Origin of the sequence: Pseudomonas sp. rhizo25 (assembly GCF_031931935.1) — a bacterium.
GTDB classification, from domain to species: domain Bacteria; phylum Pseudomonadota; class Gammaproteobacteria; order Pseudomonadales; family Pseudomonadaceae; genus Aquipseudomonas; species Aquipseudomonas synxantha.
This window is the reverse complement of record NZ_JAUJXA010000006.1, coordinates 337,608-363,537: the sequence shown is the minus strand read 5'-3', so window position 1 is coordinate 363,537 and position 25,930 is coordinate 337,608. Positions and strand designations below refer to the sequence as shown.

The window sequence follows — 25,930 nt, the reverse complement described above, 5'->3', positions numbered from 1 at the left end:
GCGATGTTCAATTCAAGGCGACTGGCATTGCTGCGCAAACTCCCTCGTGCGCCGTTTCATCCAGAGATGTCAGGCAAATACGCCGGGCATTCTAACATGATGCTTTTTTGGCGCCAGCGCTGGCAGGCGGCCATGCCCGGCATAAGTAAAGCGAGCGTATTAGACGATTGTCGACAATACCTATTTATTCTTTGACTATTGCGGGGTGATTGGCTAGTTTTTGCCGCATTGATTTGAAAGGTGTCGACAATATGCTCGATCAGGCGGAAATTCCGATAGCGACGTCAGACGAATCCCAAACCATGTCTGAGAACGTCTTCCGGCGTATCCAGGCGGCTATCGTCAAGGGTGAGATTGCCCCCGGCAGCAAGATCTCCGAGCCGGAGCTGGCGCGTACCTACGGTATCAGCCGCGGCCCGCTGCGTGAGGCGATCCACCGCCTGGAAGGCCAACGCCTGCTGGTACGCGTGCCCCATGTTGGCGCGCGGGTGGTGTCTTTGAGCCATGCCGAGCTGATCGAACTCTATGAAATCCGCGAGTCCCTGGAAGGCATGGCCTGCCGCCTGGCTGCCGAGCGCATGACCGACGCGGAAATCGAAGAGCTGCGCCAGGTATTGCACACCCATGAGCGGGATGCGGCGTTCCAGGCCGGTGTCGGTTACTACCAGCAGGAAGGCGACTTCGACTTTCATTACCGCATCATCCAGGGCGCCGGTAACCGTACCCTGACGCAGATGCTGTGCGGCGAGCTGTATCAGCTGGTGCGCATGTACCGCATCCAGTTCTCCACCACTCCCAATCGTCCACGCCAGGCCTTTGCCGAGCATCACCGCATTCTTGACGCGATTGCCGATCGCGATGGCGAGCTGGCCGAACTGTTGATGCGCCGACATATCGGCGCATCCAAACGCAACATTGCCCGTCACTTCCCGGACGGCGCTCCTTCATCACGAGGTGAGTCATGAGTTCCAACAACAACAGCACTCCCGGCCAGCGTTTCCGTGACGCAGTTGCCAGCGAAAAGCCCTTGCAAGTGGTCGGCGCCATCAACGCCAACCACGCGCTGCTGGCCAAGCGCGCCGGTTTCAAGGCGATCTACTTGTCAGGTGGCGGGGTAGCCGCCGGCTCGCTCGGCGTGCCGGACCTGGGTATTACCGGCCTGGATGACGTACTCACCGATGTGCGGCGCATCACCGACGTATGCGACCTGCCGTTGCTGGTCGACGTGGACACCGGTTTCGGCTCCTCGGCGTTCAACGTGGCGCGCACCGTCAAGTCGATGATCAAGTTCGGCGCCGCCGCCATCCATATCGAAGACCAGGTGGGTGCCAAGCGCTGCGGGCATCGCCCTAACAAAGAGATCGTGTCGCAGCAGGAAATGGTCGACCGTATCAAGGCCGCCGTGGATGCGCGCACCGATGACAGTTTCGTGATCATGGCGCGCACCGACGCCCTGGCTGTCGAAGGTCTGGAGTCCGCCCTTGAGCGTGCCGCGGCCTGTATCGAAGCCGGTGCCGACATGGTCTTCCCGGAAGCCATTACCGAACTTGAGATGTACAAGCTGTTTGCCTCCCGCGTAAAGGCCCCGATTCTGGCTAACATTACCGAGTTCGGCGCGACCCCGTTGTACACCACCGAACAGTTGAAATCTGCCGATGTTTCCATTGTGCTGTACCCGCTCTCGGCCTTCCGTGCCATGAACAAGGCCGCCGAGAACGTCTACACCGCGATCCGTCGCGATGGCACCCAACAGAACGTGATCGACACCATGCAAACGCGCATGGAGCTCTACGATCGCATCGACTACCACACCTTCGAGCAGAAGCTCGACGCGCTGTTTGCCGCGAAAAAGTGATGCGGTGCGCCTCCCTAATAAATTCAAGATTGGAGAACGAACATGGCTGAAGCAAAAGTATTGAGTGGCGCCGGCCTGCGTGGCCAGGTGGCCGGGCAGACTGCTCTGTCCACCGTGGGCCAAGCCGGGGCCGGCCTGACTTATCGCGGCTACGACGTGCGCGAACTCGCTGCCGATGCGCAGTTTGAAGAAGTCGCCTACCTGCTGCTGTACGGCGAACTGCCAACCAAGACCGAACTGGCCGCCTACAGCGCCAAGCTGAGCAAGCTGCGTGATTTGCCCCAGGCGCTGAAGGAAGTGCTCGAACGCATCCCCGCCGACGCCCACCCAATGGACGTGATGCGCACCGGTTGCTCATTCCTGGGCAATATCGAGCCGGAGAAAGATTTCAGCGTGCAGCGCGATGTCACCGACCGCCTGCTCGCCGCGTTCCCGGCGATCATGTGCTACTGGTACCGTTTCAGCCACGACGGTAAACGCATCGATTGCGTGACTGATGAAGCGAGCATCGGCGGCCATTTCCTGCACCTGCTGCATGGCAAGAAACCGAGCGAGCTGCATGTCAAGGTCATGAACGTATCGCTGATCCTCTACGCCGAGCACGAATTCAACGCCTCGACCTTCACTGCTCGGGTATGTGCCTCGACCTTGTCCGACCTGTACTCCTGCGTCACCGCCGCCATCGGTTCCCTGCGCGGCCCGCTGCACGGTGGTGCCAACGAAGCGGCCATGGAAATGATCGAGCGCTTCTCCTCGGCCGAAGACGCTGTCGAAGGCACCCTCGGCATGTTGGCGCGCAAAGACAAGATCATGGGGTTCGGCCATGCCATCTATAAAGACAGCGACCCGCGTAATGAAGTGATCAAGGGGTGGTCGAAAAAACTCGCTGATGAAGTGGGCGACACCGTGTTGTTCCCGGTCTCCGAGGCTATCGACAAGACCATGTGGGAGCAGAAAAAGCTGTTCCCCAACGCCGACTTCTACCATGCCTCGGCGTACCACTTCATGGGCATCCCGACCAAATTGTTTACGCCAATCTTCGTGTGCTCGCGCCTGACTGGCTGGGCCGCGCACGTGTTCGAACAGCGCGCCAACAACCGCATCATCCGTCCAAGCGCCGAGTACATCGGCGTTGAGCAGCGCAAGTTCGTGCCAATCGAACGTCGCTGAAAACCAACGCTTCCAGAATTGGAATGAGGCCAAAAATGTGGGAGGGGGCTTGCCCCCGATAGCATTCTGTCAGCTGAAACAACTGGCACTGAACCACCGCCATCGGGGGCAAGCCCCCTCCCACATTTGGACTGCATTTCAAATCTGGATCAGTAGGTCCCTTTTGTAATCACCGTGACCGAGTCCTGACGATGAACACTGAGTTTCGCAAACCGCTCCCCGGCAGCCGCCTGGATTTCTTCGACGCTCGTGCGGCTGTCGAGGCAATCACCCCCGGCGCCTACGCCACCTTGCCCTACACCTCGCGCGTGCTTGCCGAGAACCTGGTGCGCCGTTGCGACCCGGCCACCCTCAATGCGTCTCTGGGTCAGTTGATCGACCGCAAGCGCGATCTCGACTTCCCGTGGTTCCCGGCCCGCGTGGTATGCCATGACATCCTCGGCCAGACTGCGCTGGTGGACCTCGCCGGCCTGCGCGATGCTATCGCGCTGCAAGGCGGCGATCCCGCCCAGGTCAACCCGGTGGTGCCGACCCAACTGATCGTCGACCACTCCCTGGCCGTCGAAGCCGGTGGTTTCGACCCGCAGGCATTCGAGAAAAACCGCGCCATCGAAGACCGTCGTAACGAAGACCGCTTCCACTTTATCGAGTGGACCAAAAAGGCCTTCAAGAACGTCGATGTGATCCCGCCGGGCAACGGCATCATGCACCAGATCAACCTGGAGAAAATGTCCCCGGTAATCCAGGTGCGCGATGGCGTTGCCTTTCCGGATACCTGCGTCGGCACCGACAGCCACACCCCGCACGTGGACGCCCTGGGCGTGATCGCCATCGGCGTCGGCGGCCTGGAAGCCGAGAGCGTGATGCTCGGCCGTGCATCGTGGATGCGCCTGCCGGAAAGCGTCGGTGTGGAATTGACCGGCAAGCTGCAACCAGGCATCACCGCCACCGACATGGTGCTGGCGCTCACCGAGTTCCTGCGCCAGCAGAAAGTGGTCGGCGCCTGGCTGGAGTTCTTCGGCGAAGGGGCTTCGGCACTGACCCTGGGCGACCGCGCAACTATCTCCAACATGGCCCCGGAATACGGCGCCACGGCAGCGATGTTCTATATCGACCAACAGACTATCGCCTACCTGAAACTCACCGGCCGCGAAGATGAGCAAGTCACCCTGGTGGAACAGTACGCCCGCCACACCGGCCTGTGGGCCGATGACCTCAAGGGCGCGCAATACGAGCGCGGGCTGACCTTCGACCTCTCCAGCGTCGTGCGCAACATGGCCGGCCCGAGCAACCCCCACGCCCGTGTTGCCACCCGCGACCTGGCTTCAAAAGGCATCAGCGGCCAATGGGACGAAGTGCCAGGGCAGATGCCCGACGGCGCGGTGATCATCGCTGCCATCACCAGTTGCACCAACACCAGTAACCCGCGCAACGTGATCGCCGCAGGCCTGTTGGCGCGCAACGCCAACAGGCTCGGGCTGACCCGCAAGCCGTGGGTCAAGTCATCCCTGGCGCCGGGCTCCAAAACCGTGGCCATGTACCTGGAAGAAGCTGGCCTCGGCCATGAGCTGGAAAAGCTCGGTTTCGGCGTGGTGGCGTTTGCCTGCACTACCTGCAACGGCATGTCCGGCGCCCTCGACCCGGTGATCCAGCAGGAAATCATCGACCGCGACCTGTACGCCACCGCGGTGTTGTCGGGCAACCGCAACTTCGACGGGCGTATCCACCCCTACGCCAAGCAAGCCTTCCTGGCGTCGCCGCCGTTGGTGGTGGCCTATGCGATTGCCGGCACCATCCGTTTCGATATCGAGAAGGACGTGCTCGGCTTCGACGCCGACGGCAAGGAAATCCGCCTGCAAGATATCTGGCCGAGCGATGAAGAGATCGACGCGGTAGTCAAGGCGTCGGTCAAGCCCGAGCAGTTCCGTGCGGTGTACATCCCCATGTTCGCGATCCACGAAGACACCGGCCCCAAAGTCACCCCGCTGTACGACTGGCGCCCGCAGAGCACCTATATCCGCCGCCCGCCGTACTGGGAAGGCGCGCTGGCCGGTGCGCGACCGCTCAAGGGCATGCGCCCGCTGGCGGTACTGCCGGACAACATCACCACTGACCACCTGTCGCCGTCCAACGCGATCATGCTCGACAGCGCTGCGGGTGAATACCTGGCGAAAATGGGCTTGCCGGAGGTCGACTTCAACTCCTATGCGACTCACCGTGGCGACCACCTGACTGCGCAGCGCGCTACTTTCGCCAACCCGAAACTGTTCAACGAAATGGTGCAGGAAAACGGCAAGGTCAAGCAGGGTTCCCTGGCGCGTATCGAGCCGGAAGGCAAGGTCACGCGGATGTGGGAAGCGATTGAAACCTACATGGAGCGCAAGCAACCGCTGATCATCATCGCCGGTGCCGACTACGGCCAGGGCTCGTCCCGCGACTGGGCCGCCAAGGGCGTGCGCCTGGCCGGTGTGGAAGCGATTGCCGCCGAAGGCTTCGAGCGCATTCACCGCACCAACCTGGTGGGCATGGGCGTGTTGCCGCTGGAATTCCTGCCGGGCACCGACCGCCACACCCTCAAGATCGACGGCAGTGAAACCTATGACGTGATCGGCGAGCGCACCCCGCGCGCGCAACTGACCCTGGTGATCAACCGCAGGAATGGTGAACGTGTCGAGGTGCCGGTGACGTGCCGCCTGGATACCGCCGAAGAAGTGTCGATCTACGAGGCGGGCGGCGTGTTGCAACGTTTTGCCCAGGATTTCCTGGAATCGGCGGCCACCGCCTGAAGAGGACTACCATGGCACACGTAGCGCAAATCAAGATCCCCGCCACCTACATGCGTGGCGGCACCAGCAAGGGCGTGTTCTTCAGCCTCAAGGACCTGCCCGAAGTCGCGCAGGTGCCGGGGGCGGCCCGCGATGCCTTGTTGCTGCGGGTCATCGGCAGTCCCGACCCTTACGACAAGCAGATCGACGGCATGGGCGGTGCCACTTCAAGTACCAGCAAAACCGTGATCCTGGCCAAAAGCAGCCGCGCCGATCACGACGTGGATTATCTGTTCGGCCAGGTCTCCATCGACAAGCCGTTTGTCGATTGGAGTGGCAACTGCGGCAACCTGTCGGCAGCAGTGGGCTCGTTCGCCATCAGCGCTGGCCTGGTTGATCCGGCCCGCGTGCCCGAGAACGGGGTGGCGGTGGTGCGGATATGGCAGGCCAATATTGGCAAGAGCATCATCGCCCATGTGCCGATCACCAACGGCGCGGTGCAGGAAACCGGCGACTTCGAACTGGACGGTGTGACCTTCCCGGCCGCCGAAGTCCAGCTGGAATTCATCGATCCGGCGGCGGAAGAAGAGGGCGGCGGTGGTTCGATGTTCCCCACCGGCAACCTCATCGACGACCTGGAAGTACCGGGCGTCGGCACCTTCAAGGCCACGTTGATCAACGCCGGTATTCCGACCATTTTCATCGACGCTCAAGACCTCGGCTACACCGGCACCGAGCTGCAGGGCGCGATCAACAGCGACCCCAAGGCCCTGGCCATGTTCGAGACGGTGCGGGCTTATGGCGCGTTGCGCATGGGCCTGATCAAGCACCTGGACGAAGCCGCCCAGCGCCAGCACACGCCCAAGGTCGCCTTCGTGGCCAAGCCTGCGGATTACGTGGCCTCAAGCGGCAAGGCAATCAAGGCCGGCGATGTGGATCTGCTGGTGCGTGCCCTGTCCATGGGCAAACTGCACCACGCCATGATGGGCACGGCGGCGGTAGCGATCGGCACGGCGGCGGCGATCTCCGGCACCCTGGTCAACCTGGCGGCGGGTGGCGTGGAGCGCAATGCCGTGCGCTTCGGGCATCCGTCCGGCACCTTGCGCGTCGGTGCCGAAGCCAGCCAAGTAAACGGTGAATGGGTGGTGAAGAAAGCCATCATGAGCCGCAGTGCGCGGGTGTTGATGGAAGGTTTCGTGCGCGTCCCCGGTGACGCTTTTTAGCTTTATGTGGGAGGGGGCTTGCTCCCGATAGCAGGGTGTCAGTCGCCCCATTCATTAACTGACCCACCGTCATCGGGAGCAAGCCCCCTCCCACAGGGATACAAGCAGGCAATCAGACCTGCGCAACGATTAACCCTGACCCTGAGGATGGAACAACCCAACTTTTAGGAGAACTGCCATGAGCGCCAACGTCGACCAGAACAACCGCCCCGACTACGACCAGGTTTTGCAGGACATCGCCGACTATGTCCTCAACTACCGCATCGACTCCCGGGACGCATTGGACACTGCCCGCAATTGCCTGATGGACACGCTTGGTTGTGGCCTGCTGGCCCTGCGCTTCCCCGAGTGCACCAAGCACCTGGGGCCGATAGTGGAGGGCACCGTGGTGCCGTTCGGCGCGCGCGTGCCGGGCACTTCGTTTCGCCTCGACCCGGTCAAGGCTGCCTGGGATATTGGCTGCATCGTGCGGTGGCTCGATTACAACGACACCTGGCTCGCCGCTGAATGGGGCCATCCTTCGGACAACCTTGGCGGCATCCTCGCGGTGGCCGATCACCTGTCGCAAAAGCGCGTCGCCAATGGCGACGCGCCGCTGACCGTGCGTGCGGTGCTGGAAGCGATGATCATGGCCCACGAAATCCAGGGGGTGATCGCCCTGGAAAACTCTTTCAACCGCGTCGGCCTTGACCACGTGCTGCTGGTCAAAGTCGCCTCCACCGCTGTCACCGCCAAGCTGATGGGCGCCAATCGTGAACAACTGCTGTCGGCCTTGTCTCACGCTTTCGTTGATGGGCAGGCGTTGCGCACCTATCGTCATGCACCGAATGCCGGCTCGCGCAAATCCTGGGCCGCAGGCGATGCATCGAGCCGTGGTGTGCGCCTGGCGGATATCGCCCTGCGTGGCGAAATGGGCATCCCCGGTGTGTTGAGTGCGCCGCAGTGGGGGTTCTACGACGTGTTGTTCAGCCACACCAACAAGGACCTGGCGCTCAAGCCCACAGACAAGCGCGCCTTCAGCCTGCCTCAGGCCTACGGCACCTACGTGATGGAAAACGTGCTGTTCAAGATCAGTTTCCCGGCGGAGTTTCACGCGCAAACCGCCTGCGAGGCGGCGGTGACCTTGCACCCGCAGGTCAAGCATCGTCTGCATGAAATCGAACGCATCGTGATCACCACCCATGAGTCGGCGATTCGTATCATTTCCAAGGTCGGTCAACTGGCCAACGCCGCCGACCGTGACCATTGCCTGCAATACATGACCGCCGTGCCATTGGCGTTCGGCAACCTGGTGGCCGAGCACTACGAAGATGACTTCCACGCGGCCCACCCGATCATTGATGAGTTGCGCGGCAAGATGGTCATTGTCGAAGACCCTCGCTACAGCCGCGAGTACCTGGAAGCCGACAAGCGCTCCATCGCCAATGCTATCCAAGTGTTCTTTACCGATGGCACTTGCACCGAGCAAGTGGCGGTGGAGTACCCGATTGGCCATCGTCGCCGTCGAGTGGACGGTATCCCGTTGCTCGAAGACAAGTTCAAAGCCAACCTGGCCACGCGGTTCACTGCCCAGCGCAGTGCTGAGATTTTTGCGTTGTGCAAGGATCAGGCACGGCTTGAGGCCACGGCTGTGAACCGTTTCATGGATCTGTTGGTGATCTAAAAAACAACGCGGCCAATGTGGGAGGGGGCTTGCTCCCGATAGCTGGGTGTCAGTCAACAGATTCATTGACTGGTCCACCCCTATCGGGAGCAAGCCCCCTCCCACATTTGTCCATCATTGGGGCAACTATCGGGTCAGGCGCAAGCTTGTTCAAACCGCAATATCACCCTGCGATTGTGCTTGCTCTTCTTCTCGATCTTCTCGCAGAACACCCGGCCGATTTCCTCGGTGTTGAGCACATGGGTGCCGCCGCATGGCTGGATATCGATGCCGGGGATCTCAATCACCCGTACCGAGCCCGACACCACCGGTGGCGCAACCGCCTGAGTGCGGGTGATCTGTAGCAAGGTCGCGTATTCGGTGGCGGGCATCGACAGGGTCTTCACCGCGTGGGCCTGTTCGATCAGGGCGTTGAGGTCGCGGGTGAGGTTGTCTTTGTCCAGGGTCATTTCCGGCAGGTCGAAATCCAGGCGGCCTTTATCCGAGCTGATGCTGCAACCGGTCACCGGCGCGTCGATGAGCGAGCACAGCAAGTGCAGGCAGGTGTGCATCTTCATGTGCTGGTAGCGCCGCTCCCAATCCAGCCCCGCGTCGACCTGGACGCCGGCGGTCAATTGCTCGGGGCAATGCGCCACCTGGTGCCAGATGATCGAACGCAACACCGGGTCGCGCACGGTACCCGTCACCTTGACCCGTGTGCCATCGGCCAGGGTGAGATGGCCGGTATCGCCCGGTTGCCCGCCGCCGGTGGGGTAGAACAGCGTGTGCTCCAGGGCGATGCCATGTTCGCTGACGGCAATCACCCGGGCGCTGAAAGCGTTCTGGTAGGGCGCGCTGTCGAACAGCGCCAGGGTTTCCATGGTGTGCACGGACATTTTCAACCTCCGACGATCAGTGGGCTGGCTTGCAGTAGGTGGCGCACCATTGCGCTCAAGCCAGGAGGAGAGAGCAGGGTGATTTCAAATTCTGGTCCGCAGACTTTCAGGTTCAGCGGCAGGCGCGGCAGTTGGTCACCGATGTCGAGGCGATGCAGGCGGAATTGCAAGTGATGCCGCTCTTTTACCGTGGGCTCGAGCATCAACCCTTGCAGTGGATGAAAGTCAGCATCCAGCACGGTGACCTTGTGGCCGGCACTGACCTCGCCGACGACATGCAAGCGCTCATCCAGGGCAAAGGCGCCGAGGTAGTTGCTGTGGTCCGATTCATCGTTTTTTTGCAGTTGGATCTGGTTGACCACCTTGACCTTGGTGCCTGCCGGCACGTCCTGGGTGATCACGCAGGAGGGGCTGATAAACACGTTATCGCCAATCGACACATAACCCAGCACCCGGGCACCGGCGCCCACCTCGACATTGTTGCCCAGGCGCGGGTGGCGCTTGCCGTCCGGGTTGTTGGCGATGCCGCGTGCGCCCAGGGTCACGCCGCAGAGGATGTAGCAGTCGTTGCCAATCACACAGGTCTCGCCGATAACGGTGCCGAAGCCGTGGTCCAGCACAAAGCGCCGGCCGATGCGCGCCGCCGGGTGAATCTCGGCGCCAGAGAGGATCTTGCCCTGGTTGCTGAGCTTGAGGGCCATGCGCGAAAACATCGCGTGGCCAGGGTCGGGGAAATTCCACACCAGATGCGCAAGGCGATAGAACAGCACTGCCTTGAACGAGGCATAGGATTCCAGGATCAACTCCCCGCGCCCACGTGATGCGGGGTCACGATAGGCGTAGGCGATCAGGTCTTCGGCCACCGCCTGGGCCGCGTTCTGGATCAGCGGCGCAAGGTGCGGTTCCAGCTGCTTCATCTGTCCGGGCGTCAGGGTCGTGATGAGATGGGTCAGCAGCTCATCGTGCAGCTGTTGCATGTCGATAAAGCCCCCCATGGAGGCACCCCCGCATTCTGGATGGTTGGAAAACCCGTTACTCGAAACTGGGCAGGTAGCTGTCGGCATTGTCGTAGACCATGGTCAACACCACCGTTTCAGGCGGTAATTCGGGAGCGAGTTGGGCGATGGCAACCATGTTGGCGGCCGAGGACAACCCCAGGCTGATGGCGTCGGTACGCATGATGCGTTTGATCATGTCCAGGCAGGCCGCGTGCGACACCTTGAGCATGCCGTCGATCACATCCAGGTTGAGGATGCTCGGAATCAGGCCAATCGACAGGCCCTGGATCGCGTGCGCGGCGTGCTGGTCTTTCAACAGGTCGCATTCTTCCGGCTCCACCCCCATGATGCGCAGCGCCGGCCAGGCCGCCTTGAGGGTTTCGCCGATGCCGGTGATATGACCGCCGGTACCGATACCGCTGACGAAGTAGTCCACGCGCCGCTCACCGAAGGCGCGGATGATTTCCGGTGCGGTGGTGTCGCGGTGGGTCTGAGGGTTGGCGCCGTTGCGCTGCTGGTTGAGCATCACGTAGTTGGGGTTCTCCAACTGCAGTTCCATGCACTTTTCGCCGTGGGAATTGTTACCCAGGCGGCTGTCCGACAGCACTACTCTGGCGCCATACAGGCGCAGCAGTTTCTGCTTTTCGGGGCTGTAGTTGTCAGGGATCACCAGCACTACTTTGTAGCCGAGCACGTTGCCGGCCATCACCAGGCCGATGCCGGTGTTGCCCCCACTTGGCTCGATAATGGTTTGCCCGGAATCACGGATCAGCACGCCGCGGCGCTCGGCATCCAGGATCATGCCCAGGGCGATGCGCGCCTTGTGGCTGCCGCCGGGGTTGAGGGACTCCAGCTTGGCGTAGACCTCGATGCCAAGGTCTTCGGAAAACTGCGCCAGGCGCACGATCGGCGTCTGGCCGATGACGTCGAGAATCGAGTTATGCAACATCAGCAAGCCCCCACGATCAGTACAAAGGCATGTCGGGTTCGACGTCGCGAACCCAGTGCTTCATACCGCCCTGCAGGACTTTGGTATTGGCAAAGCCGGCCGCCAGCAAGGTGCTGGCGGCTTGCTCGGCACGGGTGCCCGCGTAGCAGATCAGGTAATGGGTGTTGTCGCGGCTCAGGTTGGCCAATTGCCCATCCAGCTCGGCCAGGGGGATATGCACCACGCCCGGTAGTTTGCACACTTCCAGTTCGCTGGCGTCGCGCACATCCAGCAGTACATCGGCGCTGCTGGGGTGTTCGAGCACTTGCTTGAGGCCTTGGGGCTTTATGTAGCGCTCTGCCGCTAGCGATGGTTGGCTTGGTACGGCATCTGCGCAGATCGCCGGGGCCAGGGTTTCGCTGTGGCGCAGCTCCGAGCAGCAAGGGCAGTCGGCGCGGCGCTTGAAGCGGATCTCGCTGAATTTCATTGCCAGCGCGTCGAAGCGCATCAGGCGCCCGGACAGGGGCTCGCCAATGCCGATGAGTAACTTGATCGCCTCGGTAGCCTGGATCATTCCCACCACGCCCGGGAGCACGCCGATCACGCCGCCGGCGCTGCAATTGGGCGCCAGTTCGGCAGGGGGAGCCTTGGGAAACAGGCAGCGATAGCATGGCCCGCCTTTATAGTTCAGCACGCTGATCTGCCCATCGAAGCGGTAGATGGCACCGTACACCAAGGGCTTGCCCAGCTGTACGCAGGCGTCGTTAACCAGGTAGCGGGTGTCAAAATTATCGGTGCCGTCGATCACCAGGTCATAGGCGCCCACCAGCTCCAGGGCATTGTCGGCGTTGAGCGCCGTGTCGTGGGCGTTGATCTGGATATGGCGGTTGAGGTCTTGCAGGCGTTGCTTGGCGGACTCGACCTTGGGCATCCCCAGGGTGCTGTTGCCATGGACAACCTGGCGTTGCAGGTTGCTGCTTTCCACCACATCAAAGTCCACCAGCCCTAGGGTGCCGATGCCGGCCGCCGCCAGGTACAGGCTGATCGGCGAGCCCAGGCCGCCGGTGCCGATGATCAGCACCTTGGCTTTCTTCAGGTTCAACTGGCCCTCGCGACCGACGCCGGGCAGGGTGATGTGGCGCACGTAGCGCTGCACTTCTTCATTGCTCAGGGTATCGACGTCCATGCCGCCGGAGGTGGCAAGCAACACTTCGATGCGGGCTTTTTCCGGCAAACGTTCGTCGGCCTCGATCAGTTCTTCCTCGGCGGTGAACAGGAAGTGTTCCTTGAGCTGGTTGTTGTTTTCATGAAACAGGTGCTGGCGCAACTGCGGGTAACTGCTGCAGAGGTTTTCAATGACTTCGCGCAATGTCGATCCAGTGCCCTCGAGGGTTGATTCCGGCAGCTTGGCCACGCGGACCAGGATGTCGGGGAAAGAGACAGCGTTCATGGACAACTCCGTGTGCAGGTCGTTGAAGGGTTGAAGGGCGAAATGCTTGCCATCCCAGGCAAACAGCTTTGAACCCAGGGCCTGGCCCTGGCGAACATCCACCACCAGATAGCTGACGGGGTAGATCGGCTCCCCCAGGAACAGCGCCTTGTCCTGGTCTTCGTCACTGAAATAAGCGCCGACATCCGGGTGCGAGTGGTAGATCACCACCACCGGGTTGTCGCTGCGAAACGCCTTGTTCATCAACAAGGTGTCGGCCACCGAGAAGGTGTAGCCGTTGGCCGCGCTGCGCGGGTATATCTCGGGGTTCTTGCGGTGCAACTCGTTCTGGATATTGTTGCCCAGGTACACGCTGCCGTCGGCGAAGACAAAACCGCAACATTCCTCAGGGTAGCTGCGGCTGGCGTGGGCGTAGATTTGTTCCAGGGCGGTGGGGCGGAGGACTTCCATGTTTCTCTCGCGTTGGTTGGGGGTCAATTTTTCTTGGCCAGGAGTTTTTCGATGGGCAACTTGGTAATCGCAAAGCCGGCCAGCAGGATCGCCGAGTACAGCATCAGGTCACGGGAAATTTCCACGCCTTCGTACCAGGCACCGATGATGACCGCGAACACCGGGAAGATAATGAACACGAACGACAGGATGATCGGGCTCAGGCGCTTGAGCAGCATGAAATACACGATGAACCCGCCTACCGAGGCCACCAGCCCCAGGTAGAACAGCGCACTCCAGGAACGCAGGGTGATGGCGTGGAAGACCGGTGTTTCAAACCACAGGCCGGCCACGAACAGCATCAGCCCGGCAATGCCGATGGGCAGGGTGTTGTAGGTAATCACGCTGATGGCGCTGCCTTTTTGCTTGGTGATGACATAGCACAAGGCATGCATGATCGCCGCGCTCAGGATGGCCAGCACACCGAAGAACTCGGCGTGGTCCAGGTGCAGGCCCTGGCTTCTGATGATCATGTAGAGGCTGGCGAAACCGATGCCGATGCCGACTACCTGGGAGAAGTAGATGCGCTCACGCAGGAACAGCGCGGAAAAGATCAGGATGAACACCGGCATGCAGCTGAACAGCAGGGCGGTGAGGCCGGACGACACATGCATCTCGCCGTAGTTGAGCAGGTAATAAGGAATGCTGAAGTAGGACAGGGTCACGAACACGAAGAACCAGCGACTTTCCCGGGGGAACAGGATCGGCTCGCGCCGTACCAGGGCAAAACACAGGAACAGCGGGAAGGCGATCAGGAAGCGCAGGCCGGCGGAGGTCAGCGGCGGCACGCTCTCCACGGCAATCTTGATGCCCAGCCAGGTGGTGCCCCAGCTCAGGCATACGATGAGGAACATCACGCTGGTCACCAGCCCGGCCAACCACTGTTTTTGCGTTTTTGTTTTTGCAGTGTTTTCGAGAACGGCGGACATTGGCATCGTTTATTGCTTCCCTGAGCCGAAATTGAACTCTATATTGAACTTGTAATGAGGTATGTTTATCGGCGATTGAACCCGTAAAAGCACACTATTAGGGCAAAAGATGACTGTCAAAACAAATATTGACATGGTGTCAATTATGCGTGAGGGGTTGTCCAGCGGGCAGGGCGTGAAGTACAAGCGCTTGTCCGATGTCATGGAGAGGGGCATCCTCGAAGGCTTGATTGAACCGGGACGAAAACTGCCTCCCCATCGGGTGCTTTCCGACAATCTGGGGGTGACCATCGGCACCATCAGCCGCGCCTATGGTGAGCTGGAGCGCTTGGGGTTGGTGGTCGCGCGAGTAGGTGATGGAACCTTCGTGCGCAAGCGTGGGATGGAGCGTCAGCGCGATGAAGGCTTTCGCAATTTCAGCGAGGAGCCGCGCCAATACTTCGACATGAGCCGCAACATGCATATTCCTGGGCAGGAGACGGCGTTTCTCGCCCAGAGCTTCCAAACCCTGTCGACCAACGCCAAGTTTCTTCAGGACATCAGTGCCTACACCCCCGACGCCGGCCTGCCGCGGTACCGTGAAGCCGGTGCCCAATGGTTGGTGCAGCGCGATTTTCATCCGATCCCCGAGCAGGTCATCTGCGTCAACGGCGGTCAGCATGGCTTGTTGTGCGCGATGATGGCGTTGCTGCGCGCCGGCGATACGGTGGTCACCGAGCAACTGACGTATCCCGGGCTGATTACCGCTGCACGCATGCTCGGCATACGGCTGATTGGCCTGGACATGGATGAGGAGGGCGTGCTGCCTACGGCGCTGGACGAGGTCTGTCGTAATCACCGGATTTCGGCGTTGTACTGCACGCCGACTATTCAGAACCCGACGACGGCGGTGTTATCGGTTGCGCGCCGCGAAGCCCTGGCAAAGGTGTGCCGGGAACACAACCTGCTGATTCTTGAGGACGAAGCCCACGGCGTGCTGGTGGAAGATCGTCCGCCGCCCCTCAGCTATTTCGCGCCTGAGCGTACGATTTTGATCAGTAGCCTCAGCAAGGCGGTGTCGGCAGGCTTGCGGGTTGGCTACGTGCACGCGCCACCGGCACTGGTCAGCCGCATCTCGGCGGCACTGCGCTCGACCTGCTGGATGGCCACGCCCGTGACCCTGGAGCTGGCCACTCAATGGATCGAGAACGGCACGGCGGAGTACCTGCTGCGCCAGCAGATCAACGAAATCAGCCGTCGCAAAGCCTTGGTCAGCGACCTGCTCGATGGCCTGGCCTATCGCACTCACCTTAATAGCCCACACTTCTGGATTGAGGTGCCGGAGCCATGGCGTGCGTCGGAAATCGAGGCAGAGCTCAAGCAGAATAATTACCTGATTGCCACTGCCGAGGCGTTCGCCGTGGGGCAGACGGCGGTGCCGCAGTTTATCCGGGCGAGTATCTGCAATACATCTGGCGATGATCAGTTACTGCGCGAGGGGTTTGATGCGCTGGCGACGGCGTTGGGGCAGGGGGGCGGGCGGTTTCATCTGTAAATCCGCGTTACCGTTCATCGCAGGCAAGCCAGCTCCCACAGGAGAACGCATTCCAACTGTGGGAGCAGGCTTTCCTGCGATAGCGTCAGATCAGGCGACAGAGATTACTTGAAGCGCCGCTCCACACCCTTCTCCACCAAAATCTTCGCTGAAATCTCTTCCACCGAAAAATGCGTGGAATTGATGTGCGCAATATTCTCGCGCCGGAACAGATTTTCTACTTCGCGCACTTCAAACTCACACTGGGCGTAGCTGGAATAGCGGCTGTTGGGCTTGCGCTCGTTGCGGATGGCGGTCAGCCGATCCGGGTCAATCGTGAGGCCGAACAGCTTGTGCGAATGGGCGCGCAGGGCCGTGGGCAACGTCAGGTGCTCCATGTCATCTTCGGTCAGCGGGTAGTTGGCCGCGCGGATGCCAAATTGCATGGCCATGTACAGGCAGGTCGGGGTCTTGCCGCAGCGGGACACGCCCACCAGGATCAGGTCGGCCTTGTCGTAGTAGTGGGTGCGGGCGCCATCATCGTTGTCGAGGGCGAAGTTCACCGCCTCGATCCGCTCCATATAGTTGGAGTTGTGCCCGATGGAGTGGGACTTGCCGACGGAGTAGGAGGAGTGTTCACTCAACTCCTGTTCCAACGGCGCCAGGAAGGTCGAGAAAATGTCGATCATGAAACCATTCGACGTTGCGAGAATCTCACGAATGTCTTGATTGACGATGGTGTCGAAAATGATCGGACGAAATCCGTCTTTTTCAGCCGCCAGATTGATTTGTTGTACCATGGCCCGCGCTTTATCCACGCTGTCTATATAAGGCCGTGTGAATTTGGCGAAGGTAATGTTTTCGAACTGCGCGAGCAGGCTCTGGCCCAATGTTTCGGCTGTGATGCCGGTGCCGTCGGAGATAAAGAAAGCAGATCGTTTCATTTGAGCCCTGGGCCTTAAGCTGATGGCGAATCTTGGATATGATAGGCGCGATTTTGCCGTCCCGCAGTGGGCCGCATTCTCACTTATTTTCCAGGTCCAGGCCACAAGCGCTGGCGTTAGCTCCTACTGAGCAGCCGGCGTCCTGAGCTTTTCCAACACAGAAAGTGGAGAGATCACCTTGGTAGAGTACGTAGTTTCCCTCGATAAGCTCGGCGTCCATGATGTAGAGCACGTAGGGGGCAAGAACGCATCCCTCGGCGAGATGATCAGTAATCTTGCAGGCGCTGGTGTCTCGGTGCCCGGTGGTTTCGCCACCACGGCCCAGGCTTACCGCGACTTCCTCGAGCTGAGCGGCCTCAACGCCCAGATCCACGCCGCGCTGGATGCCCTGGACGTCGACGACGTCAACGCCCTGGCCAAGACCGGCGCCCAGATCCGCCAATGGATCATGGAAGCCGAGTTCCCCGAGAAGCTCAACGAAGAAATCCGTACCGCCTTCGCGACCCTTTCCGCCGGTAACCCGGACATGGCCGTGGCCGTGCGCTCTTCGGCGACCGCCGAAGATTTGCCGGACGCCTCCTTCGCCGGCCAGCAAGAGACCTTCCTGAACATCCGCGGCGTGGAAAACGTGATCCGCGCAGCCAAGGAAGTCTTCGCCTCGCTGTTCAATGATCGGGCGATCTCCTACCGCGTCCACCAGGGTTTCGACCACAAGCTGGTGGCCCTGTCTGCCGGCGTGCAGCGCATGGTGCGTTCGGAAACCGGCACGGCCGGCGTGATGTTCACCCTGGACACCGAATCGGGCTTCCGTGACGTGGTATTTATCACGGGTGCCTACGGCCTGGGCGAAACCGTCGTGCAAGGCGCGGTCAACCCCGACGAATTCTACGTGCACAAGCACACCCTTGAGGCCGGCCGCCCGGCCATCCTGCGCCGTAACCTGGGCAGCAAGGCGATCAAGATGATCTACGGCGACGAGGCCAAGGCCGGTCGCTCGGTGAAAACCGTTGACGTCGACAAGGCCGAGCGCGCGCGTTTCTGCCTGACCGACGCTGAAGTCAGCGAGCTGGCCAAACAAGCGATGATCATCGAGAAGCACTACAAGTGCCCGATGGACATCGAGTGGGCCAAGGACGGTGACGACGGCAAGCTGTATATCGTGCAGGCCCGTCCCGAGACCGTGAAGAGCCGCACTTCGGCCAATGTCATGGAACGCTACCTGTTGAAGGAAACCGGCACCGTGCTGGTGGAAGGCCGTGCCATCGGCCAGCGCATCGGCGCCGGCAAGGTGCGGATCATCAAGGACGTGTCCGAGATGGACAAGGTCCAGCCCGGCGACGTGCTGGTCTCCGACATGACCGACCCGGACTGGGAACCGGTGATGAAACGTGCCAGCGCCATTGTCACCAACCGTGGCGGGCGCACCTGCCACGCGGCGATCATCGCCCGTGAGCTGGGGATTCCTGCGGTAGTCGGTTGCGGCAACGCCACCCAACTGCTCAAGGACGGCCAAGGTGTGACCGTGTCCTGCGCCGAAGGCGACACTGGCTTCATCTTCGAAGGTGAGCTGGGCTTCGATATCAAGCAGAACTCCATCGACGCCATGCCTGACCTGCCGTTCAAGATCATGATGAACGTCGGCAACCCGGATCGCGCCTTCGACTTCGCGCAGTTGCCGAACGCCGGTGTGGGCCTGGCCCGCCTGGAGTTCATCATCAACCGCATGATCGGCGTGCACCCCAAGGCTCTGTTGAACTACGACGGCCTGCCGCTGGACATCAAGGAAAGCGTCGACAAGCGCATTGCCGGCTACAACGACCCGGTAGGCTTCTACGTCGAGAAACTGGTGGAAGGCATCAGTACCCTGGCGGCGGCGTTCTATCCGAAAAAAGTCATCGTGCGCCTGTCGGACTTCAAGTCCAACGAATACGCCAACCTGATCGGCGGCAAGCTCTACGAGCCGGAAGAAGAAAATCCGATGCTGGGCTTCCGCGGTGCTTCGCGCTACATCAGCGAAGCCTTCCGTGACTGCTTCGAGCTCGAGTGCCGTGCACTCAAGCGCGTGCGCAACGAGATGGGCCTGACCAACGTCGAGATCATGGTGCCATTTGTGCGCACCCTGGGCGAAGCGAGCCAGGTGGTCGACCTGCTCGCCGAAAACGGCCTGACTCGTGGCGAGAACGGCCTGCGCGTGATCATGATGTGCGAGTTGCCGTCCAACGCCATCCTGGCCGAAGAGTTCCTGGAGTTCTTCGATGGGTTCTCCATCGGCTCCAACGACCTGACCCAGCTGACCCTGGGCCTGGACCGCGACTCGGGGATCATCGCTCACCTGTTCGACGAGCGTAACCCTGCGGTCAAGAAGCTGCTGGCCAACGCCATCCAGGCCTGTAACAAGGCCGGCAAGTACATCGGGATCTGCGGCCAAGGCCCTTCAGACCACCCTGACCTGGCCAAATGGCTGATGGAGCAGGGCATCGAAAGCGTCTCGCTGAACCCCGATTCCGTGCTGGAAACCTGGTTCTTCCTGGCGGAAGGCCAAGCGTCGGCCTAAGGTCGCTATGTCAAAAGTGCCGGTCACTCGTAGAGGGTGACCGGCATTCTTATCTGTACAGGGCGGAACTCCTTGCGGACGCCGCCCTTTTTTGTGCAAGAGCATTATGCAAAGCAGCAGCAAACTATTTCCTGTCGCCTTGATCAGCGCTGAGCGTCGTGGCGACCTGAGTGAAGATGTGTACCGGCTCAAGCCCGGCAACAGTCCCGACGGCACCGTCGAACTGGCGGTGACCCGTTTGGGCCTGGCCAATGTCCCTGAAAACCGGGGCACGCCGATTATTTTGTTGCACGGCAGTTTTTCCAATCGACGCTTCTGGTACTCCCCCAAAGGCATTGGCCTGGGCGCTTACCTGGCGTACCGGGGCTTTGATGTGTGGATCCCGGAAATGCGCGGGCATGGCCTGTCCAAGCGTAACCAGGACTACGCCAGAAACCGTGTCGCTGATTACGCACGCTACGATTTGCCGGCCATCGGGGCGTTTGTGCGTGAGCAAAGCGGGCAAATCCCCCATTGGGTCGGGCATTCACTGGGTGCCACGACCTTGGCGGCGGCCCTGGGTGGCCAACACCTGGGGGCGCCAATGGTAGCGTCGGTGGCCTTGTTCGGCTGCCAGGTCAGTCGCACCCATTGGCCGTTGAAAATTCCACCGGTGGAGTGGGGCGGGCGTTTTATCCTCAAGCGCCTTGCCCAGGTGTCCGGCCCGCGATTCAAGCGCGGCCCGGAGGACGAGCCGGCCGGTGTGATAATCGAAGCGATGCGCTGGAACGGCCTGTTTGGCCGTTTTGGCGATGCCGAGCGTGATTGGTGGAAGGGCCTGGCAGAGGTCGACGTGCCACTGCTGGCGGTCAGTGCGGCCGGTGATCGTCAAGACCCTGACTGGGCGTGCCGCCAGCTCTTCGAGCAAGTCGGCAGCGAGCATCGTCAGTACCTGTGTCTGGGGCGCAAGCAAGGTTTCAGTGAGGATTTTGGACATGTGCAGATGCTGGTCAGCAAGGCCGCGCAGGCCGAAGTATGGCCATTGGTGGAGCGTTGGTTGCGAGACCCGCTGACACCTTTATTCGGTACGCAGCCCGACATGGCCGCGGCGGTTTGACGAAACGCTCTACCAAGGGCGTTTCACTCTTGAGTGGTTGCGGCTAAGATATGACGCGCCAGGCACTTCTGGTCATATTCAGTCGCGCAACGTGTATTGCGTTGCACCGAGGTGGATCTGATCATGGCCGCCGCTGACCGACACGCACTTAAAGAATGCCTGTCGCGGCGCGTTTTCCTGATGTACAGCGTGGATGTTTGACCTCTTCTTTGACGACAGGAGTTTCTCGATGAACCATTACGTGACCCCCGACCTGTGTGACGCCTACCCGGAGCTGGTGCAGGTAGTGGAACCGATGTTCAGCAACTTCGGTGGCCGAGACTCCTTTGGTGGCGAGATAGTCACCATCAAATGCTTCGAAGATAACTCCCTGGTCAAGGAGCAGGCGGACCAGCCTGGCGCCGGCAAAGTCATGGTGGTCGATGGCGGCGGTTCCCTGCGTCGTGCGTTGCTGGGCGACCTGATCGCCGAGAAAGCCGCGAAAAACGGTTGGGAAGGGCTGGTGATCTACGGTTGCATCCGTGATGTCGACGTTATCGCCCAGACCGACCTGGGCGTGCAGGCGCTGGCCTCGCACCCGATGAAAACCGACAAGCGTGGTCTGGGTGACCTGAACGTGGTGGTGACGTTCGCAGGCGTGACGTTCCGCCCGGGCGAGTACATCTATGCCGATAACAACGGCGTGATCGTATCGCCCAGCCCGCTGAAAATGCCTGAATAAACCGCAGTAGCCGATAGGGGTGAGGATGTTCGAGGAAGAGAACGCGCAATGGGGGCTGGTACATGCCCTGGTGCTGGACGGTAAAGGCGGTGCGCGTTCGATTGCCCGGACTGAGCTCGACGATTTGCAAGTGCAGCCCCATGAAAGCCTGTGGCTGCATTGGGATCGCAGCCATCCCCAGACCCAGACCTGGCTGCGCAAATCCAGCGGCCTGAGCGAGTTTGCCTGCGACCTGCTGTTGGAAGAGAACACTCGCCCACGGCTGTTGCCGCTGCCGGACGCCGAATTGCTGTTGTTTCTGCGCGGGATCAACCTCAACCCAGGCGCCGAGCCCGAGGACATGGTCTCGGTACGCATCTTCGCCGCCGCCAACCGGGTGATTTCCCTGCGTTTGCGCCCGCTGCGTGCGACCGATGAGCTGCTGGTGCAATTGGCGGAGGGTAAGGGCCCACGGACTGCGTCTGAACTCATCCTTTATATGGCCCAGTACCTGACCAATAAAGTGCAGGATCTGGTCACGTCCTTATCTGAAATCGTCGATGCCGAGGAAGAAAAACTCGATGCCGACGAACGGTATACCCCGGAGCACGGCAGCGTTTTGCAGATCCGTCGGCGAGCGGCAGGGCTCAAGCGTTTCCTGGCGCCGCAGCGGGATATTTTCGCCCAGCTGACGCGGATCAAACTGGCGTGGTTTTGTGACGACGATGCCGACTATTGGAATGAATTGCACAACAGCCTGACCCGTTACCTGGAAGAGCTGGAATTGGCGCGAGAGCGCGTGGGGCTTGTGCTTGAGGCCGAAGATAGGCGCTTGAGCGTGCGCATGAACCGCACCATGTACCGCTTTGGGATCATTACCGGGATCTTCTTGCCGATGAGTTTTCTCACCGGTTTGCTCGGTATAAATGTGGGGGGTATTCCGTTCTCTGCCAGCCCTTATGGATTCATGATTGCCTGCCTGTTGATGGTCTCTGTGGCACTGGGGCAGTGGTGGTTATTTCGACGATTGCGCTGGGTTTGACCTGAATATGAGCTGAACGTAAGAAGGGGCCGATGTGACCCCATGAAATTTACCCTCGTCTTTTAAAACACTTGCGAGAGGTCTCTTATGCACGATCCGTTCGAACAGTCTTTGCGTGACATGCTCAATGCCTCGCCATCCAACCGTGATGACGATGCTTGCCTGGGTCGCGTACTGAAAACCGCCAACCGTCAGGTCGGGGCGGGAGATCTGTTCGGTCTGCTCGGGCGCTGGCTGCCGGCATTGATGATGGCCCTGAACAACGGTTCGGCCCATGTTTCACCGGTTTCCCGTCGTAAACCTCTTGCTCGCACTGCTGATAAGGCTGATTGAATATGGAACTTGATCTCTGGACCCAGAGCCTGGTCACCGCGATGACCGCATTGTGGACCAAGGTGGCGAATTTCATTCCCAACCTGTTTGGCGCCCTGGTCCTGGTATTGCTGGGTTTTGTCGTGGCCAAGTTGCTCGATACCCTGCTGTCCAAGTTGCTGGCGAAACTGGGGCTGGATCGCCTGATGGCCGGCACCGGCCTTACCAAGTTGCTGGGCCGGGCAGGGTTGCAAGTGCCGATTTCGACCCTGATCGGCAAGATCGTCTACTGGTTCGTTCTACTTATTTTTCTGGTTTCTGCGGCTCAATCCCTTGGACTTGAGCGAGTTTCAGCTACGCTCGACATGCTGGCGCTGTATTTGCCGAAAGTCTTCGGTGGCGCGCTGGTGCTGCTGGTGGGGGTTTTACTGGCGCAACTGGCCAACGGGCTGGTGCGCGGGGCCGCCGAAGGCGTGGGGTTGGACTATGCGGCAGGCTTGGGGCGAATCGCCCAGGGGCTGGTGATCATCATCAGTATTTCTGTCGCGATCAGCCAGTTGGAGGTCAAGACTGACCTGCTCAACCACGTGATTGTGATTGTTTTGATTACCGTTGGTCTGGCCGTTGCGCTGGCCATGGGCTTGGGAAGCCGGGAAATTGCCGGCCAGATTCTTGCGGGAATCTATGTGCGTGAGCTGTATCAAGTTGGGCAACAGGTGCGTGTGGGCGAGGTCGAAGGGCAAATCGAGGAGATCGGCACAGTCAAGACAACCGTGCTGACCGATGACGGGGAACTGGTGTCGCTGTCCAACAGGATTCTCCTTGAGCAGCAGGTCAGTAGCCGCTAATCCGGAAAACCCTGCTAATGTACGCCGCCGCGAACCCGGGTGACCGGGTTGCAACGGACATTGACCTGACTGTCGGCACGACTTGTTTTGAATAAAGCCCAAACGCTGTCCACGCGCTATGACCCACGTGAGCTCTCTGATGAGGAGTTGGTCGCGCGCTCGCACACGGAGCTGTTTCACGTAACACGTGCGTACGAAGAATTGATGCGCAGGTATCAACGCACTCTGTTCAACGTTTGTTCAAGGTATTTGGGGAACGATAGAGATGCGGATGATGTCTGTCAGGAAGTGATGCTCAAGGTGCTCTACGGCCTGAAGAACTTCGAGGGCAAATCGAAGTTCAAGACATGGCTGTACAGCATCACGTACAACGAGTGCATCACGCAGTATCGGAAGGAACGGCGAAAGCGTCGCTTGATGGACGCTTTGAGTCTGGACCCCCTTGAGGAGGCGTCTGAGGAAAAGGCGCCGGCACCCGAGGAGAAGGGCGGACTTGATCGCTGGTTGGTGCATGTGAACCCGATTGACCGAGAAATTCTGGTGCTTCGCTTTGTCGCAGAGCTGGAATTTCAGGAAATCGCTGACATCATGCATATGGGCTTGAGTGCTACAAAAATGCGTTACAAACGTGCTCTTGATAAATTACGTGAGAAATTTGCGGGCGAGACTGAAACTTAGTGCGTAGCAAATATCTCTTACGTGTAGGCAAGTTCTGTTAGACTTGTCGCCGAGTTGTCCCCCGGTTTGTGGGACTGCTTTACAATCACCAGATGGGGATTTAACGGATGAAACTGAAAAACACCTTGGGCTTGGCCATTGGTTCTCTTATTGCCGCTACTTCTTTCGGCGTTCTGGCACAAGGCCAAGGCGCAGTTGAAGGCGAGCTGTTCTACAAGAAGCAGTACAACGATAGCGTCAAGCACATCGAAGACGGCTTCAACCCAGGCGCTCGCATTGGTTACTTCCTGACCGACGATCTGTCGTTGAATCTGTCGTACGACAAGACCAACCACACCCGTTCGAACGACGGCACTGGCAACCAGAAGATCAAAGGTGACACTGGCAGCCTCGTTGCCCAGTACCACTTCGGTCAGGCTGGCGTTGATAGCCTGCGTCCATACGTTGAAGGCGGTTTCGGCCACCAGAGCCGTACCAACGTCAAGGCTGATGGCCACAGCGGTCGCGACCAGACCACTTTCGCTACCATCGGTACCGGCGTGAAGTACTACTTCACCAACAACCTGTACGCACGTGCTGGTGTTGAAGCTGACTACGGTCTGGACAACGGCAAGTGGGACTACTCCGCACTGGTTGGCCTGGGCGTGAACTTCGGCGGTAACGCTGGCGCAGCTGCTCCAGCTCCTACCCCAGCACCAGCTCCAGAGCCAGTTCCAGAGCCAGAAGCTCCGGTTGCTCAGGTTGTTCGTGTTGAGCTGGACGTTAAGTTCGACTTCGACAAGTCGGTTGTTAAGCCTAACAGCTACGGCGACGTGAAAAACCTGGCCGACTTCATGGCTCAGTACCCAGACACCAACGTAGAAGTTGCTGGTCACACTGACTCCATCGGTCCAGACGCCTACAACCAGAAGCTGTCCCAGCGTCGTGCTGACGCTGTTAAGCAAGTCCTGGTTAAAGATGGCGTAGCTCCAAGCCGCATCACTTCCGTAGGTTACGGTGAGTCCCGCCCAGTTGCTGACAACGCAACTGAAGCTGGCCGCGCTGTTAACCGTCGCGTAGAAGCTGCTGTTGAAGCCACTGCTAAGTAATTAGCCTGGCTTTATAAAAAAACCCGGCTTAGGCCGGGTTTTTTTCGCCTGTAATTTGCCTCAGGCGCTGGCCGCTGCAGCGACACAAGCCGTCTGTGCGGCAGCAGCAACGTGGCCAATCACCAGGATCGCCGGGCTTTTCAAGGCGAATGCCTGCGCGTCCTCATGCATCCGCGCCAGCTCGCTGCGGCATTCGCGCTGCCGGGGCAGCGATGCGTTTTCGATCATCGCCACGGGCATATCAGCCGCCATGCCACCGTCCAGCAGTTGTTGACGAATTTCCTCCAGCTTCGCCACTCCCATGTACACCACCAAGGTGGTCCCACCTTCTGCCAGCGCGCGCCAGTTCAGTTGGCTGTCGTCCTGGGTATGGGCGGTGACCAATGTCACCCCGCGACTGACACCGCGCAGCGTTAACGGAATATCGCAGTTGGTCGCACCCGCCAGCCCTGCTGTGATGCCATTGATCAATTCAACTTCAACGCCGTGCTCGCGCAGCCACAGCGCCTCTTCACCACCGCGACCAAAGATGCACGGGTCGCCGCCCTTGAGCCTCACCACACATTTACCCTGGCGTGCATAACGCAGCATCAGGCGGTGAATAAATTCCTGGGGCGTGGAGCGGCAGCCACCGCGCTTGCCGACAGTCACCACCCGTGCAGCGTTACAGTGTTCCAGTACTGCCGGGTTGACCAAGTCATCAATCAGCACCACATCCGCCTCATGCAGGGCCCTGACCGCCTTGAGGGTCAGCAATTCCGGATCACCGGGCCCGGCGCCTACCAGCCACACTTTTGCGCTCATGTTGTT

Annotated in this window: 22 protein-coding genes; 15 read left to right on the top strand and 7 right to left on the bottom strand. The window is 60.1% G+C overall.

Annotation, left to right across the window (positions count from 1 at the left end):
- Nucleotides 1-251: 251 nt before the first annotated feature.
- The 6 genes from QZR30_RS16635 to prpD all read left to right on the top strand — a co-directional run bounded on the left by QZR30_RS16635 (nt 252) and on the right by prpD (nt 8,676).
- The gene (locus QZR30_RS16635; RefSeq protein WP_056845663.1) at nt 252-965 is read left to right on the top strand and encodes a GntR family transcriptional regulator; all 714 of its coding nucleotides are present in this window, start codon (nt 252-254) and stop codon (nt 963-965) included.
- Entirely contained in the window at nt 962-1,855 is an 894-nt protein-coding gene (gene prpB / locus QZR30_RS16630) for a methylisocitrate lyase (protein WP_046071650.1), read from the top strand. Before QZR30_RS16635 ends, prpB begins: the two co-directional genes overlap by 4 nt.
- Before the next feature lie 42 nt (nt 1,856-1,897).
- Nucleotides 1,898-3,025, top strand: coding sequence for a bifunctional 2-methylcitrate synthase/citrate synthase (gene prpC, locus QZR30_RS16625; protein ID WP_046071651.1), 1,128 nt, complete (start codon nt 1,898-1,900; stop codon nt 3,023-3,025).
- Between the two features lie 191 nt (nt 3,026-3,216).
- Nucleotides 3,217-5,811: a Fe/S-dependent 2-methylisocitrate dehydratase AcnD gene (gene acnD / locus QZR30_RS16620; RefSeq protein ID WP_046071652.1), complete on the top strand. Its 2,595-nt coding sequence runs from the start codon at nt 3,217-3,219 to the stop codon at nt 5,809-5,811.
- An 11-nt stretch (nt 5,812-5,822) separates the two neighbouring features.
- Nucleotides 5,823-7,013, top strand: coding sequence for a 2-methylaconitate cis-trans isomerase PrpF (prpF, locus tag QZR30_RS16615; protein WP_311903702.1), 1,191 nt, complete (start codon nt 5,823-5,825; stop codon nt 7,011-7,013).
- Between the two features lie 178 nt (nt 7,014-7,191).
- On the top strand, nt 7,192-8,676 hold the full coding sequence (gene prpD, locus QZR30_RS16610) for a 2-methylcitrate dehydratase (protein ID WP_311903701.1): 1,485 nt from the start codon (nt 7,192-7,194) through the stop codon (nt 8,674-8,676).
- A gap of 134 nt (nt 8,677-8,810) precedes the next feature.
- Here the strand turns inward: prpD and QZR30_RS16605 are convergent, their stop codons facing one another.
- The 5 genes from QZR30_RS16605 to QZR30_RS16585 are packed head-to-tail and all read right to left on the bottom strand — an operon-like array spanning nt 8,811 to nt 14,294.
- Entirely contained in the window at nt 8,811-9,551 is a 741-nt protein-coding gene (locus QZR30_RS16605; protein ID WP_059397814.1) for an alanyl-tRNA editing protein, read from the bottom strand.
- A 2-nt stretch (nt 9,552-9,553) separates the two neighbouring features.
- Entirely contained in the window at nt 9,554-10,546 is a 993-nt protein-coding gene (locus QZR30_RS16600) for a serine O-acetyltransferase (protein WP_046071656.1), read from the bottom strand.
- Between the two features lie 37 nt (nt 10,547-10,583).
- A complete protein-coding gene (locus QZR30_RS16595; RefSeq protein WP_046072693.1) occupies nt 10,584-11,498 on the bottom strand; it encodes a PLP-dependent cysteine synthase family protein in 915 nt (304 codons plus the stop codon).
- A gap of 16 nt (nt 11,499-11,514) precedes the next feature.
- Entirely contained in the window at nt 11,515-13,377 is a 1,863-nt protein-coding gene (gene moeB / locus QZR30_RS16590; RefSeq protein WP_056845657.1) for a molybdopterin-synthase adenylyltransferase MoeB, read from the bottom strand.
- A gap of 23 nt (nt 13,378-13,400) precedes the next feature.
- A complete protein-coding gene (locus tag QZR30_RS16585) occupies nt 13,401-14,294 on the bottom strand; it encodes a DMT family transporter (RefSeq protein ID WP_162252745.1) in 894 nt (297 codons plus the stop codon).
- A gap of 160 nt (nt 14,295-14,454) precedes the next feature.
- On the opposite strand from QZR30_RS16585, the gene QZR30_RS16580 reads away from it, so the two are divergent.
- On the top strand, nt 14,455-15,879 hold the full coding sequence (locus QZR30_RS16580; protein ID WP_068967586.1) for an aminotransferase-like domain-containing protein: 1,425 nt from the start codon (nt 14,455-14,457) through the stop codon (nt 15,877-15,879).
- Between the two features lie 104 nt (nt 15,880-15,983).
- On the opposite strand, the gene ppsR is transcribed toward QZR30_RS16580, so the two are convergent.
- Nucleotides 15,984-16,802 (bottom strand): posphoenolpyruvate synthetase regulatory kinase/phosphorylase PpsR, encoded by an 819-nt coding sequence (gene ppsR, locus QZR30_RS16575; RefSeq protein WP_034128357.1) that lies wholly within the window; start codon nt 16,800-16,802, stop codon nt 15,984-15,986.
- 178 nt (nt 16,803-16,980) lie between these two features.
- Between ppsR and ppsA the strand changes: the two genes are divergently transcribed.
- From ppsA to QZR30_RS16535, 8 genes are all read left to right on the top strand, one after another.
- Nucleotides 16,981-19,356, top strand: coding sequence for a phosphoenolpyruvate synthase (ppsA, locus tag QZR30_RS16570; RefSeq protein WP_043047082.1), 2,376 nt, complete (start codon nt 16,981-16,983; stop codon nt 19,354-19,356).
- A gap of 106 nt (nt 19,357-19,462) precedes the next feature.
- Nucleotides 19,463-20,452 (top strand): alpha/beta fold hydrolase, encoded by a 990-nt coding sequence (locus tag QZR30_RS16565; protein WP_311903700.1) that lies wholly within the window; start codon nt 19,463-19,465, stop codon nt 20,450-20,452.
- A gap of 229 nt (nt 20,453-20,681) precedes the next feature.
- Complete coding sequence (gene rraA, locus QZR30_RS16560; protein ID WP_046071661.1) at nt 20,682-21,173, top strand: ribonuclease E activity regulator RraA; 492 nt, start codon at nt 20,682-20,684, stop codon at nt 21,171-21,173.
- Nucleotides 21,174-21,198: 25 nt separating this feature from the next.
- Nucleotides 21,199-22,194, top strand: coding sequence for a zinc transporter ZntB (locus QZR30_RS16555; protein WP_057011909.1), 996 nt, complete (start codon nt 21,199-21,201; stop codon nt 22,192-22,194).
- Nucleotides 22,195-22,281: 87 nt separating this feature from the next.
- Complete coding sequence (locus QZR30_RS16550) at nt 22,282-22,527, top strand: hypothetical protein (protein ID WP_005790375.1); 246 nt, start codon at nt 22,282-22,284, stop codon at nt 22,525-22,527.
- A 2-nt stretch (nt 22,528-22,529) separates the two neighbouring features.
- Complete coding sequence (locus QZR30_RS16545; protein WP_003193288.1) at nt 22,530-23,354, top strand: mechanosensitive ion channel family protein; 825 nt, start codon at nt 22,530-22,532, stop codon at nt 23,352-23,354.
- A gap of 87 nt (nt 23,355-23,441) precedes the next feature.
- The gene (gene sigX / locus QZR30_RS16540; protein WP_003193286.1) at nt 23,442-24,032 is read left to right on the top strand and encodes an RNA polymerase sigma factor SigX; all 591 of its coding nucleotides are present in this window, start codon (nt 23,442-23,444) and stop codon (nt 24,030-24,032) included.
- Between the two features lie 107 nt (nt 24,033-24,139).
- Nucleotides 24,140-25,120, top strand: a complete 981-nt coding sequence (locus QZR30_RS16535) for an OmpA family protein (RefSeq protein WP_046071663.1) — start codon at nt 24,140-24,142, stop codon at nt 25,118-25,120.
- 60 nt (nt 25,121-25,180) lie between these two features.
- On the opposite strand, the gene cobA is transcribed toward QZR30_RS16535, so the two are convergent.
- On the bottom strand, nt 25,181-25,924 hold the full coding sequence (gene cobA / locus QZR30_RS16530; RefSeq protein WP_311903697.1) for a uroporphyrinogen-III C-methyltransferase: 744 nt from the start codon (nt 25,922-25,924) through the stop codon (nt 25,181-25,183).
- Between the last annotated feature and the right edge of the window lie 6 nt (nt 25,925-25,930).

What these genes read in the sequence shown, in the direction of transcription:
- cobA (WP_311903697.1), bottom strand. Translation starts at nt 25,924, where the DNA reads ATGAGCGCAAAAGTGTGGCTGGTAGGCGCCGGGCCCGGTGATCCGGAA.
- prpB (WP_046071650.1), top strand. Translation starts at nt 962, where the DNA reads ATGAGTTCCAACAACAACAGCACTCCCGGCCAGCGTTTCCGTGACGCA.
- QZR30_RS16600 (WP_046071656.1), bottom strand. Translation starts at nt 10,546, where the DNA reads ATGGGGGGCTTTATCGACATGCAACAGCTGCACGATGAGCTGCTGACC.
- rraA (WP_046071661.1), top strand. Translation starts at nt 20,682, where the DNA reads ATGAACCATTACGTGACCCCCGACCTGTGTGACGCCTACCCGGAGCTG.
- QZR30_RS16545 (WP_003193288.1), top strand. Translation starts at nt 22,530, where the DNA reads ATGGAACTTGATCTCTGGACCCAGAGCCTGGTCACCGCGATGACCGCA.
- prpC (WP_046071651.1), top strand. Translation starts at nt 1,898, where the DNA reads ATGGCTGAAGCAAAAGTATTGAGTGGCGCCGGCCTGCGTGGCCAGGTG.
- QZR30_RS16605 (WP_059397814.1), bottom strand. Translation starts at nt 9,551, where the DNA reads ATGTCCGTGCACACCATGGAAACCCTGGCGCTGTTCGACAGCGCGCCC.
- QZR30_RS16565 (WP_311903700.1), top strand. Translation starts at nt 19,463, where the DNA reads ATGCAAAGCAGCAGCAAACTATTTCCTGTCGCCTTGATCAGCGCTGAG.
- moeB (WP_056845657.1), bottom strand. Translation starts at nt 13,377, where the DNA reads ATGGAAGTCCTCCGCCCCACCGCCCTGGAACAAATCTACGCCCACGCC.
- QZR30_RS16635 (WP_056845663.1), top strand. Translation starts at nt 252, where the DNA reads ATGCTCGATCAGGCGGAAATTCCGATAGCGACGTCAGACGAATCCCAA.
- QZR30_RS16535 (WP_046071663.1), top strand. Translation starts at nt 24,140, where the DNA reads ATGAAACTGAAAAACACCTTGGGCTTGGCCATTGGTTCTCTTATTGCC.
- prpD (WP_311903701.1), top strand. Translation starts at nt 7,192, where the DNA reads ATGAGCGCCAACGTCGACCAGAACAACCGCCCCGACTACGACCAGGTT.
- QZR30_RS16550 (WP_005790375.1), top strand. Translation starts at nt 22,282, where the DNA reads ATGCACGATCCGTTCGAACAGTCTTTGCGTGACATGCTCAATGCCTCG.
- QZR30_RS16580 (WP_068967586.1), top strand. Translation starts at nt 14,455, where the DNA reads ATGACTGTCAAAACAAATATTGACATGGTGTCAATTATGCGTGAGGGG.
- prpF (WP_311903702.1), top strand. Translation starts at nt 5,823, where the DNA reads ATGGCACACGTAGCGCAAATCAAGATCCCCGCCACCTACATGCGTGGC.
- QZR30_RS16595 (WP_046072693.1), bottom strand. Translation starts at nt 11,498, where the DNA reads ATGTTGCATAACTCGATTCTCGACGTCATCGGCCAGACGCCGATCGTG.
- QZR30_RS16555 (WP_057011909.1), top strand. Translation starts at nt 21,199, where the DNA reads ATGTTCGAGGAAGAGAACGCGCAATGGGGGCTGGTACATGCCCTGGTG.
- ppsR (WP_034128357.1), bottom strand. Translation starts at nt 16,802, where the DNA reads ATGAAACGATCTGCTTTCTTTATCTCCGACGGCACCGGCATCACAGCC.
- acnD (WP_046071652.1), top strand. Translation starts at nt 3,217, where the DNA reads ATGAACACTGAGTTTCGCAAACCGCTCCCCGGCAGCCGCCTGGATTTC.